The 12472-nt window shown below is 74.4% G+C and carries 8 protein-coding genes; 7 read left to right on the top strand and 1 reads right to left on the bottom strand.

The features are described 5' to 3' along the window. Positions 1 to 6: 6 nt before the first annotated feature. Genes ACNNMR_RS06990 through ACNNMR_RS06960 form a run of 7 tightly spaced genes read left to right on the top strand, consistent with a single transcriptional unit; the run spans position 7 to position 11739 of the window. Positions 7 to 525 (top strand): phage baseplate assembly protein V, encoded by a 519-nt coding sequence (locus tag ACNNMR_RS06990; RefSeq protein ID WP_419993646.1) that lies wholly within the window; start codon positions 7 to 9, stop codon positions 523 to 525. 13 nt (positions 526 to 538) lie between these two features. Continuing rightward, positions 539 to 856 (top strand): hypothetical protein, encoded by a 318-nt coding sequence (locus ACNNMR_RS06985; RefSeq protein WP_419993645.1) that lies wholly within the window; start codon positions 539 to 541, stop codon positions 854 to 856. Next, on the top strand, positions 853 to 1260 hold the full coding sequence (locus tag ACNNMR_RS06980; RefSeq protein ID WP_419993644.1) for a GPW/gp25 family protein: 408 nt from the start codon (positions 853 to 855) through the stop codon (positions 1258 to 1260). Before ACNNMR_RS06985 ends, ACNNMR_RS06980 begins: the two co-directional genes overlap by 4 nt. After that, on the top strand, positions 1257 to 4493 hold the full coding sequence (locus ACNNMR_RS06975; RefSeq protein ID WP_419993643.1) for a putative baseplate assembly protein: 3237 nt from the start codon (positions 1257 to 1259) through the stop codon (positions 4491 to 4493). The genes ACNNMR_RS06980 and ACNNMR_RS06975 overlap by 4 nt, the downstream gene beginning before the upstream one ends. Beyond that, entirely contained in the window at positions 4490 to 8188 is a 3699-nt protein-coding gene (locus ACNNMR_RS06970; RefSeq protein WP_419993642.1) for a putative baseplate assembly protein, read from the top strand. Before ACNNMR_RS06975 ends, ACNNMR_RS06970 begins: the two co-directional genes overlap by 4 nt. Further along, positions 8185 to 10284, top strand: a complete 2100-nt coding sequence (locus ACNNMR_RS06965) for a hypothetical protein (protein WP_419993641.1) — start codon at positions 8185 to 8187, stop codon at positions 10282 to 10284. Before ACNNMR_RS06970 ends, ACNNMR_RS06965 begins: the two co-directional genes overlap by 4 nt. Before the next feature lie 15 nt (positions 10285 to 10299). After that, positions 10300 to 11739 carry a DUF6519 domain-containing protein gene (locus tag ACNNMR_RS06960; protein ID WP_419993640.1) on the top strand — a complete coding sequence of 480 codons (1440 nt, stop codon included), beginning with the start codon at positions 10300 to 10302 and terminating at the stop codon, positions 11737 to 11739. A 21-nt stretch (positions 11740 to 11760) separates the two neighbouring features. Here ACNNMR_RS06960 and ACNNMR_RS06955 read toward each other — a convergent pair whose 3' ends face one another. Further along, on the bottom strand, positions 11761 to 12420 hold the full coding sequence (locus ACNNMR_RS06955; RefSeq protein ID WP_419993639.1) for a hemerythrin domain-containing protein: 660 nt from the start codon (positions 12418 to 12420) through the stop codon (positions 11761 to 11763). Positions 12421 to 12472 lie beyond the last annotated feature (52 nt).

Genomic DNA, 12472 nt, shown 5'->3' with positions numbered 1-12472 from the left:
CCCCGCATGGCACCCCCGAAGGACCGCTACCTCGGCAAATACCGGGGCCGGGTCGCGGCCAACGACGATCCGCTGCAGATCGGCCGGATCCAGGTCAACGTGCCCGACGTCCTCGGCCGCGAGGCGTCCACCTGGGCCATGCCCTGCTTTCCGATGACCGGGCCCGAGGCCGGTGTCATCGCCGTGCCGCAGGTGGGGGCGGGGGTGTGGGTGGAGTTCGAGCAGGGGGATCCGAGCTTCCCGATCTGGACGGGCGGTTGGTACGGGAACAGGGACGAGGCCCCGGACGATGCCGTCGTGCGGTCGCCCGATCACGTGATCGTGCTGCAGACACCCGGCGGCCACAAGATCGTGCTGTCCGACGACCCGGACACCGGGATCATCCTCCGCACTCCGGACAACGGGCCGTACCTGCAGGTCAAGAAGGACGGCGTCTTCGTCGGCGACAAGAACGGCGCCGCGATCAAGGTCAAGGCAGGCGAACTCGAAGTCGGGCGGCTCACCGTCCCGCGGAAAAAGAAGTGAGGAACGGGGAGACATGCCAGCGCACTACGGGAACGGGGCCCTCATCACCGACGCCGCCGTCATCAGCTGCCCGCACGGCGGGCGCGCGCACGCCGCCGGGGCGGGCGGGCTGAAGCTCGACGGGCGGCCCATCGCGACCGCCGCCACCACCTACACCGTCAGCGGCTGCCGGCAGCGGCCCACGCCCTGCACCACCGTGCGGTTCACACCGCCGCGCGACGGCCTGCGGCTCGACGGCGTGCCGCTGCTGCTCGACAGCACGCCTGCCGTATGCCTTACGGCGGAGGGCCTGGCGCAGGGTGCCGCCACCGTGACGGGGGTGGCCCGATGACGAGGACGGTACGTACCCGCACCGACATCGCCTTCCCGTATCGCATCGACGGGCGAGGACGCACCGCCCGGCCCGCCGGCTACGGGGGCCACGTCCGCGATCTGGTCGAGCAACTGCTCTTCACCAGCCCGGGTGAGCGCGTCATGCGCCCGGACTTCGGCTGCGGGCTGCTCGACCTAGTCTTCGCGGGCAGCAGCCCGGAGCTGGCCGCCACCCTCGAACTCTCCGTCCGCGCCGAACTGGAGCGGTGGCTCGGCGAGCTGATCGAGATCGAGGAGCTCGACATCGAGTCGGACGAGAGCGAGATACGGGTGTTCCTCGCGTACGTGGTGCGGGCCACCGCGGAGCGGCGCGAGGACAGATTCACGGGGAGAACGGGGAGCACGGGGAGGGCGACGGCATGAGCACGAGCACCAGCACCGATCTCACCTGCCGCACCGACGGCCGCCGCGCCAAGGTGCGCGAGGCCCGGCGCGGGGGCGTGGACGCCGTGGAGGTGAGCGACGACGGGCTCACCCTCACCGTCACCTTCCTCGGCAAGGCCCCCGACCCGGCGCCGGCCGCCGACAACATCCGCATCGACGGCGGCCGCCGCATCACCGGCATCCGCGCCGTCGCGGTCACGGTCGAGCGGGAGGACGACCCGGAGCTCGACGACCGCCTCTTCGTGACTCTGGACCGGGCCGGGGATACGTCCCGCTACCGGCTGTCGGTCGTCGAGACCGATCCGTACGGGCTGCCGGGCGATGGGCCCTTCTGCGGCTTCGACCAGCGGTATTACGGCGCGGACTTCCGCTTCCACCCGGACTGCCCGTCGCCCTTCGACTGCGACGACTTATCCGGGGCGGGTGAGGGTACGGACCGGGCCCCGGCCCCCGTCATCGACTACACCGCCCGCGACTACGACACCCTGCGCCGGCTCCTCCTCGACCGGCTGGCGCTCACCGCCCCCGGCTGGACCGAGCGCAACGCGGCAGACCTCGGCACCACGCTCGTGGAAATCCTCGCGTACGCCGGAGACCAGATCAGCTACCACCAGGATGCCGTCGCCACCGAGGCCTACCTCGATACGGCCCGCCGCCGGACCTCCGTCCGTCGCCACACGCGCCTGATCGACTACCGGATGCATGACGGCGCCAACGCCCGCGCGTTCATTGCGCTGGAGACGTCGGAGAAGGTGACGCTGCAGCCGGGTACGTATCGCTTCGCGTCCCTGGACGCGCCGGGCCCGGACGCGGTGCTCGACGACGCCGAACTCGACGACTGCGGCCCCGCCGAGATCTACGAGCCCGTCCAGCAGCGCGCGCTGCGCCTGCGCCCCGCCCACAACACCATCCGCTTGTGGACCTGGGGCGACGAGCAGTGCAGCCTCCGCAAGGGCGCGACATCCGCGACCCTGCGCGACGCGTGGGCGGACGAGGAGTGCACGCGGCGCGAACTCGACATCCGGCCGGGTGACCTGCTGATCTTCGAGGAGGTGAAGGGGGCGCGCTCCGGCACCCCGGGCGATGCCGATCCCCGGCACCGGCAGGCGGTCCGCCTCACCTCCGTCACCGCGGCGGTGGACCGGCTCGCCGGCAAGGGGCACGGGCACCACGGCGGGGATGGTCACGACGGCGGCCACGACCACCACGGCGACGGTGATCACGAAGGCGGGCACGACCACCACCGACACCACGGCCAGCCCGTACTGGAGATCACCTGGTCCCCGGAAGACGCCCTCACCTTCCCTCTCTGCCTCTCCACCCTCGGCGGCACCGACTGCGCCCCCGTCCCCGACGTCAGCATCGCCCGCGGCAACGTCGCCCTCGTCGACCACGGCCGCTCCCTCACCTTCTGCGGCACCCCACCCGAGACCGTCGTGGTCCCGCCCCAGCCCGCCGTCCTCGGCGGCTGCGAACCGCCGCCCTTCGGCTGCCCGGACCCGGACGCGGGCAATGCACCCGCCCGTCTGGTGACCTCCCTCCTCGACCGGGTACGGAGCGGGCGCATCCTGGGCAAGCGCCACGTCCAGGAGCTGTACGCGGAGTTCGGCACCGAGGCCACCACCCGTGCCGGCCTCGGCATAGCCGGCAATCACGCGCTCCCCGAAGGCCTCCCGGAGCAGGAGCAGGCCCTGGAGGCGCTGCTCGCGCAGTCCGTCTATCCGGGGATACGAGCCCGATTCCGGCCCGTGCTGCGGCAATTCCCGGTGGTCCAGGCCGCGCCGTTCCCCGACCCGGCGCACGTCGCCGCCGGGCAGGCGCGCCGACTCGCCGCGATCCCCGCCCGCCTGCGCGAGCGCCTCACCGAGCTCTGGCGTAGTGCCCGCGACCGCGATGGCCTGAGCGACGACGAGATCGCCGAGCTGGGCATCGTCTTCGGCCTGGGCCTCCTCGACCGGCTCGAACTGCGCCGCTACCCGGTCCGCGTCCTGCGCGAACTACTCCACCGCAGCGAGCAGCTGCTGCATGCCAAGCTCCGCCGCCTGCGCGTCCTGTCCGCCCGCGCCCGCGCGGGTACGGTCCTCGACGCCCGCATTGCCTGGGAGATCCGGCAGACCTGGGGACGCCCGTACGCCGAGGGCCTGCACCCCGACGATCCGGCGTTGTGCGGACCCGCGGCAGCCATCGCCGCCGACCCGCGCCGCGCCCTCCCGGCGGTCCGGATCCAGGACGGCGACGACGACACCTGGACCCCGCGCCGCGACCTCCTCCAAAGCGGCCCCCGCGACCGGCACTTCGTCGGCGAACTCGGCGACGACGGCCGGCTCACCCTCCGCTTCGGCGACGGCACCCACGGCGCCGCACCCCGCCCTGGCGCCCGGCTCGCCGTGTACTACCGCCGCGGCGGCGGCACCGCGGGCAACGTCGGCGCCGACGCCATCCGCCACCTCGTCGCATGCCGCGCGTCGGAGCACCCGGGACACCCGCAGCGCCCAGAGCACCCCGACACCCCCCTCCCGGACTGCATCACCACCGTCCGCAACCCCCTCCCCGCCACCGGCGGCACCGACCCCGAGCCCCTCGCCGACGTCCGCCGCCTCGCCCCGCTCGACCTGCACCGCACCTTGCACCGAGCCGTCACCGCCGCCGACTACGCCGCGCTCGCCGCACGCCTCCCCGGCGTGCAGCGCGCCGCCGCCGAGCTCCGCTGGACCGGCAGCGTCCAGGAAGCACACGTCGCCATCGACGCCTACGGCACCGGTGCCCCCGACCCCGATCTCCTCGACGCCGTCGCGTACGCCCTGGAGCCATACCGCCGCATCGGCCACGACCTCGTCGTCGGCCCGGCCCGCGCCGTCCCCCTCGACCTGGCCCTGGACGTATGCGCGCTCCCGGGCCACCAGCACGGCCAGATCCTCGCCGACCTGCACCGCGTCTTCGGCCGCCGCCCCGGCGGGCTCTTCCACCCCGACGCGCTCAGCTTCGGCGAACCCGTCAGGCTCAGCCGCCTGGTCGCCGCAGCCGCGGCGGTGCAGGGCGTGGAGAGCGTACGGGTGTCGAGGCTCCGCAGGCTGTTCCACGACGACGAAGGTGAACTGGAGGCAGGCGTGCTGCGGCTAGGACCGCTGGAGATCGCCCAGCTCGACAACGACCCGGACTGGCCGGAAAACGGGCGGCTGCAGATCAACCTCGGCGGAGGTGGCGCGCGATGACCGCGAGCACCTGCACCTGCGGCTGCGGCGGCCACGACGAGCGGCACGCCCCCGCCCCGCCGCACAACCCGCCCGGCCGCGCCGCCCTCGACTACCGCGTCGGCCGCCACGCCGACTTCCTCGCCGCCATGCTCGACCGGCTCGCCTCCCCGGCGTACCCGGCGCTGCGCGGCCTGACCACCCGCGACCCGGCGGACCCGGCGATCGCACTCGCCGACGCCACCGCCGTCCTGGGCGACCTGCTCACCTTCCACACCGAGCGGAATGCCGACGAGAGCTACCTCCGTACGGCGGGCGAGCACCGCTCGCTCGCCCTTCTCGGCCGCCTCGTCGGCCACCGACCCCGCCCGGGCCTGGCCGCCGACACCCACCTCGCCTACACCGTCGACCGCGACCTCGCCGCCGACGGCGGCACCGAGGTACTCATCCCGCGCGGCTCGCGCAGCAACAGCGTCCCGATGGCCCCCGGGGAGGAGCCGCACACCTTCGAGACCGACGCGGACCTGGTCGCCCGCGAGGCCTGGAATGAGCTCAAGGTGCGCAGGCGCCGCCCCACCCTCATCGTCCCCGAGGACCTGCGGCAGCGCTCCGAGGTCTTCGTCGCCGGTACGGACACGGGGCTTGCCGCGGGAGACCGGCTGCTGTTCCTCTTCGGGCGGCGCCGCGAGCTCCACCCCGTATCCCGGGTGCGCACCGACCGCGACGACGACGTCACCGCCGTCGCCATCCCTGTCTCGCCGCCGCCGACGCTCGCCGAACTGGTCGACGAGCTGCGGCAGTGGATCGTCGTACCCGACGGCCCGCCCCCGGACGACCCGACGCCCGAGATCCCCAACCCCCGCCCGGTCAGCGGCCTGATCCAGGCCTTCGACGCCCAGGTGCTGGCCCCGCTGCGCGCCGACGTGCCGCGGCTGACCACCCCGGAGGCATACGTCCGGCGGCTGGCCGACCCGCTCGCCCGGCTCGCCGAGGCGCAGGTGCTGGCGGCGGCGTACGAGGAGGTCGCGGCCTGGTTCGAGCAGCTCGCGGCGGTGCTCGCGGACCTGCGCGAACGGGCCGCCGAGCTCGGCTCGGTCCCGCTCACCGCCGCCGCGGACGACCAGCTCGCCTCCGCCGCCGTACGGGCCCTCCAGGGCGTGCTGCCCGCCCTGCGCGCCCGTACGGGACGGGCCCCCGAGGCCGCGGCCGAGCACCGGCTCGACGCCGGGGCCGACCTCGGCGCGCGGCTGCTCGCCGCGCTCAACCCGGCCGCGGCGGGGGATGTGTACGAGGCGTGGCGGCGCACCGGGCGGGTGCTGGCGCCGGTGCCCGACGCGCTGCGCGAGCTGATCGCGCTGCGCGTGCAGACCGCGCCCTTCGGGGTCACCGCGCCGCTGCGGCCCGTACAGGACGAGCACGGGCGGGTCATCCAGCAGGCCGACTGGCCGCTCGCCGGGTCCGCGCTCACCACCATGCGGGTCGTCTTCGAGACGAGCGGAAAGGATCCGGTGCGGGCGGAGTTCATCCACGCCGAGGGCGCGGCGACGGCGCAGAGTTCGGCGGCCCTGCCCGCCAACGTGACCATCCCGCTCGGCCCCGGCGAGGTCGAGCTGTCCACGACGGCCGGGGAAGCCGCCGACATCACCGCCGTCACCGCTCGCCTCACCCCGCAACTCCCCACCCGCACCCTCGTCGTCCGCCGCCCCGGCGAGGACGGCCGGATCCACGTCGAGGTCCAGGGCGGCCCCGAGCCGGTCGTCTTCGACCTCGCACCCGGCGCCGACGACCAGAAGACCAGCGGCGACTACGAGGTCACCGCCCGCTACACCACCAGCTCCGAGCCCGACGCCGTCGAGATCGGCATCTCCACCGTCCCGGCCGCCGAGCGCCGCAAGGTGCTGCCGCTGGAGGGCGAGCACCCCGAGATCACCCCCGGCAGCTGGATCGCCATCGAGCGGCCCGACAAGGGCGCCCCGGGTGACGACGGCATCCCGGGCAGCCGCCGTTACGCCAAGGTGCTCACCAAGGTCACGGAGGTGCGGACGGTCGGGTACGCCGCGTACGGCATCACCGGGCGCGGCACCCAGGTCACGCTCTCGGCCGCCTGGCTCGACGAGCGCGACACGCTCCTGTCGCACATCCGCGGCACCACCGTGCACGCCGCGGGCGACCTCCTCGACCTGGCGGGGGAGCCGCTCGGCGAGGACGTGCACGGCAACGAGATCGAGCTGGCGGGCCTCTACGACGGCCTCACCGCGGGCCGCGCCATCGCCGTCACCGGCGAGCGCACCGACGTCCCGCACACCCCGGGCCTGACCGCCACCGAACTGGCCGTCATCGCCCGCGTCGAGCACGGCGCCGACCCGCAACTCCCCGGCGACCACGTGCACACGACGCTCACCCTCACCGCCGACCTCGGCCACCGCTACCGGCGCGAGTCCGTGCGCCTGGCGGGGAACGTCGTCCCCGCCTCGCACGGCGAGACCCGCGACGAGCCGATCGGCAGCGGCGACAGCGGGCAGGCGCACCAGACGTTCGCGCTCTGGCAGCACCCGCTGACCTGGCTGCCCGCCGCCAACGCCACCGGCGCCAGGCCCGCCCTGGAGATCCGCGTCGACGGGCTCCGCTGGACCGCCGTCGACGGCCTCGCCGGCCGCGGGCCGCGCGAGCGCGTGTACGTCCTCGGCGCCGACGCCGCAGGCCGTACCACGGTCACCTTCGGCGACGGCGTGCACGGCGCCCGGCTGCCCACCGGGCAGGACAACGTCCGCGCCCGCTACCGGCACGGCTCCGGCGCCGCCGCGAACGTCCCCGCGGGCCGCATCACCCAGGCGGTCAGCCGCCCGCTCGGCGTCACCGCCGTCACCAACCCGATCCCGGCGAGCGGCGGCACCGACCCGGACGGCCCGGGCCTCACCCGCCGTACGATCCCGCTCGCCGTCGCCGCCCTCGACCGGCTCGTCTCCGTATCCGACTACGAGGACTTCGCCCGCTCCCGGACCGGCATCGGCCGGGCGGCGGCCCGCGAGCTGTACGACGGCCGCCGACCGGTCCTGCACGTCACCGTCACCGGCAGCGACGACGTGCCGCTCGACCAGTACTCCGACGCGCTGCCTGCCCTGCGCGCCGCGCTCGCCCGGCACGGCGACGACCGGCTGCCGGTGCGCGTGGACGTACGCGAACTGGTGCTGCTCGTGCTGGCCGCGAAGGTGCGGCTGCTGCCCGAGTACGACTGGCAACTCACCGAGCCACGTATACGGGCGGCGCTGCTGGCCCGGCTCGGCTACCCGGGCGGCGAACTCGCCCAGCCGGCCCGGCTGTCGGAGGTGCTCGCCACCATCCAGGCGGTCGCGGGCGTCGACTGGGTGGACGTCGACACCTTCACCGGCATCCGCGCCTCGGTCACCCCCGACGAGCTGTCCGACCTGGCCGCGGGCCTCGACCGCCCGGCCACCGCCGTTCCGGCCCGCCCGGCGGAGTACGACGAGGTGACGCACCGGGTGACCGCCGCGGACGGCGAGACCCTCACCGCCGTCGCCGCCCAGCACGCCATCCCGCTCGCGGAACTCCTCCGCCTCAACCCCGACATCACCGACACCCAGCCGCTGCGGCCCGGCCGCGCCGTCCTCGTCTTCCGCGGCATCCGCCCGGCCCAGCTGGCGCGCTTCGCCCCGGAGATCGCGGACACGATCATCCTTACGGAGGTACGGCGATGAGCCGGGAACCAGACGCCCTCGCCGCCCTGCTGCCCGAATGGCACCGGCTGCGCGACGCCGAGGAGGGCGAGCCGCTGCGGGCGCTGCTCGCCGTGCTGAACGAGCAGCTCGACCGGGTTCGCACGGGAGTCGAGCAGTCGTACGACGACCTGTTCGTCGAGACGGCCGCCGACTGGCTGCTCCCGTACCTCGGCGACCTGGTCGGCTACCGGCCGCTGCCCGGCTACGAACGCGTCCTCGCCCGCCGTGCAGGGGATGCCCGCCTCGCCGCCGCCCTCGCGCCCCGCGCCGACGTCGCCGCGACCGTCGGCAACCGCCGCCGCAAGGGCACCCTCGCGCTGCTGGAGGAGCTCGCCGATGACGTCGCCGGGTGGCCGGCGCGCGCGGTGGAGCTGTCGCGGCTGCTGGGCCACCACCAGTCCGTACGGCTGAACAGCCCCGGCACCACCGCCGACCGGGCGGCGCGCGGGCGGCTCGCGGACGTACGGGACGGGGACGGGCTCGACCTCGCCGGGACGCCCTTCGCCGCGACCGCCAGGACCGTGGACGTACGAAACGGGCACACGCCCACCGGAGTCGGCCTCTACGTCTGGCGGCTCAAGCCCCACCACCTCACCGCCGCACCCGCCTACTGCATGGACCGGGCCCGCAGCCTCTACACCTTCTCCATCCTCGGCAACGACACCCCACTCGTCACCAAGCCGGAGCCGGAGCCCGCCGCCACCCACATCGCCACCATCGACAACGTCCCCGCCTACATCCGCCGCCGCCAGCTCGCCGACCGGCTCGCGGACTACTACGGGCCCGGCAAGTCCTTCACCATCTGGCGGGACTGCGGCGACGACGGCGCGGAGGACGCCGAGCCGGTGCCGATCCAGGACATCGTCGTCGCCGACCTGTCCCACTGGCGCTACCGCGCCAAGCGCGGCCAGGTCGTCGTCGATCCGGAGCTGGGGCGGCTCGCCTTCGGTTCGCGCGGGGCGCCGCGGCAGGGGGTGTGGGTGACCTACCACCACGCCTTCAGCGACGACATGGGCGGCGGTGAATACCCGCGCCCGGACCGCGAGACGCCGCCGGACGCGCAGGTGTACCGGGTCGGGCCGGCCGCCCCGTATCAGCGAATCATGGACGCGTACGAGGCCTGGCGCGAGGACTGCCGGCAGCGGCGGCGCGAGGGGATCATCGAGATCACCCACAGCGGGGCGTACCAGGAGCAGCTCGACTTCAGCCTGGAGCCCGGCGACCGGCTGCAGCTGCGCGCGGCCGAGGGGACGCGGCCCGTGATCCGGCTCCTCGACTGGTACAGCAACCGGCCCGACGCGCTCAACATCCGTACCCCGGAGGGCGATTGCGAGCGCGGCGAGGAGCCGCGCATCGTGCTCGACGGGCTGCTGATCACCGGGCGCGGGGTGCACGTCAGCGGGCCCGTCGGCGCCGTCGTCATCCGGCACTGCACGCTGGTGCCCGGCTGGACCCTGGAGCCCGAGTGCACGCCGCACTCGCCGGAGGAGCCGAGCCTGGCGCTGGAGGACACCACCGCCTGCGTCGAGATCGACCACAGCATCATCGGCACCATCGAGGTCATCGGCGACGAGGTGCACACCGACCCGCTGCCGCTGCACATCCGCGACAGCATCCTCGACGCGACAGGCCACGACCGAGAGGCGCTGTCCGCGCCCGACTGCCGGCACGCGCACGCCGAGCTGCACCTGCACCGCACGACGGTGATCGGGGAGGTGTACGTGCACGCGGTCCGGATCGCCTCCGACTCGATCTTCACGGGCCGGCTGCACGCCGCCCGCCGCCAAATCGGCTGCATCCGCTACTCCTTCGTGCCGCCCGGCTCCCGCACCCCGCGCCGGCACCGGTGCGTGCGCACGCCGCGGCCGCAGTTCACCAGCGAGCGCTACGGCACCCCGGCGTACGGCCAACTCGCCGCCGGCTGCCCGCCCGAGATCGCCCGTGGCGCCGACGACGGCGCCGAGATGGGCGCCTTCCACGATCTCTACCAGCCGCAGCGCGCGGACAGCCTGCGCGCCCGGATCGCCGAATACACGCCGGCCGGCAGCGATGCCCGGATCCTTTACGTCAACTGAGGGGGACTCACACCCATGCACGCCGACCTTTCCCGCACCACGTTCCGGCCGGAACGCCACTACAGCGCCGTCCTCAGCCAGCAGGGCCGAGTGCAGCTGGACGCCGACGCGAACGAGCAGGCGGCGATCGACCTGCACCGGGCCCGTACGACCGCGGCGGATCTGATCGGGCCGCATGGCGCGCCCGCGGGGCACGAGGGCTTCGCGGTGGAATTCGACGCGCGGGGCCAGGACTTGGATGACCTGAAGCTGAGCTGGGGCCGGTACTACGTGGACGGCATCCTGGTCGACTCCGACCGGCCGAGCCCGATCGGGACCGTCCCGGACGAGGGCGCGGAGGCGGACTCGGAGGTGGCCGAGGATGCCCCGCCGGAGGCGGCCCTGCAGTGGACCTACTGGGACCAGCCGGACGCGTACCGCAACCCGGAAAACCCCGCCGACCGGCTGCCGTCCGCGCCCTTCCTCGCGTATCTGAAGATCTGGGAGCGGTCGGTGACGGCCGCCGAGGACCCGTCGATACGGGAGGTCGCGCTCGGCTCCGCGCTGCCGGACACGGCGGCCCGGGTACGTACCGTGTGGCAGGTGCTGCCGCTGTCCGCGGCCGACCTCGGGCTGAAGGCCGGGGCGGACGCGGAGGACGCCCGCAAGGCCTTCGACGAGTGGACGCTGCGGCAGGGCCCCGGCGGCGCCCTCGCCGCCCGCGCCCAGCGGCCCGAGCACGCCGACGACGACCCGTGCCTGGCGCGCCCGGACGCGCGCTACCGGGGGCCGGAGAATCAGCTGTACCGGGTGGAGATCCACGACGGCGGGCGCGGCGCGGGTTCGGGCGAGGCGACTTTTGTCTGGTCCCGGGAGAACGGCTCCGTCGTCTTCCCCGTCGACGGCCTCGACGGCACCTGGGTCGACCTCGCGCACCTCGGCGGCGACGCGAAGCTGGACGTCAACCCGGGGGACTGGGTGGAGTTCTGCGACTCGGCGTACGTGTCCCGGCTGCAGCCGAAGCCGCTGCTGCGGGTCGAGGAGATCGACCTGCCGCGCCGCCGGGTGCGGCTGTCGGGCGAGCCGGGCGGCGGCGTCGGCAGGCACCCTGAGCGGCACCCGTTCCTGCGCCGCTGGGACCACCGCACCGGCAGCCGCACGGCGGACGGCACGCTGACGCCGCTGCGGGGCGGGGCGGTGCCGGTCGAGGAGGGCCGCTGGCTGCACCTGGAGGAGGGCGTCGAGGTGTACTTCGGGCCCGGCGGCCGCTACCGCACCGGCGACCACTGGCTGATCCCGGCGCGGACGGCGACCGGCACGGTGGAGTGGCCGGCGGATGCGGCCGGGCGGCCGTATTTCGTGGATCCGGCCGGGATCGACTTTCACTTCGCGCCGCTGGCGTGGATCACGGCGGATGGGGTGGCGCACAACTTGCGGCGGGTGTTCCAGCCGCTGGCGGTGAGCCGGGAGGGCTGAGGCCGGGCTGCGCGTGCTGGGTCAGGCCCCGCGCAGCTGCCGCACCTTGCGGCGGTACGCGAACTGCCCGTACGCGCGCCAGGCGACGCGGGCGGGGGGCGGGACGTTCGGCCAGATCCAGGCGCGTTCCTCGGCGGTGGCGTCCTCGAGGAGCGCGCCGAGGGTGTGCAGCAGCTTGTGCTTCGGCGTGGTCTCGACGGCGTGATCGGCGAGCGCCTGCCACTCGGCGAGGGTGATGTGCCGCGCGACGAGGGGGAGGACCTGCCGCTCCTCGTCGTCGAAGTGCTCGGTGAGGGCGGCCTCGTGCTCGTCGAGTACGGAGGCGAGGTGGTCGCGGGTGTCGGGCAGCGCGGCGGCCTCCCAGGCGTCGAAGAGCGCGGCGGCGCGATCGAGGGTCGCCGCGACGACCTGGTGCTGCTCCTCCATCCGCAGCACCAGCTCCGCCTCCAGGTCGACCCGGGCAAGGAGCTTCGGCCAGAGCAGGTCGTCCTCGCCGGTGTGGTGATGGTGCAGCTGATCACGATTGTCGCGCCAGGCGGCGGCGATGGCGTGGGCGCGGTTGGCGTCACCGGCGGCCACGCCCCGTACAAGACCGGGAAAGAGCCGCGCCTCGCGCCGGAACATGCGGTGGACGACGACCATCTCGTGGGTGTCGGGCTGGGTCTCGGGCTGGGTAGTCATGCTGCACCATGCTCAGGGCCTGGTCAGGAGGCGGCTTGGAGGCGGCTTGGAG

It is taken from the genome of Streptomyces boninensis, assembly GCF_048572725.1.
GTDB lineage: Bacteria > Actinomycetota > Actinomycetes > Streptomycetales > Streptomycetaceae > Streptomyces > Streptomyces boninensis.
This window is presented reverse-complemented; position numbering and strand designations above follow the sequence as displayed.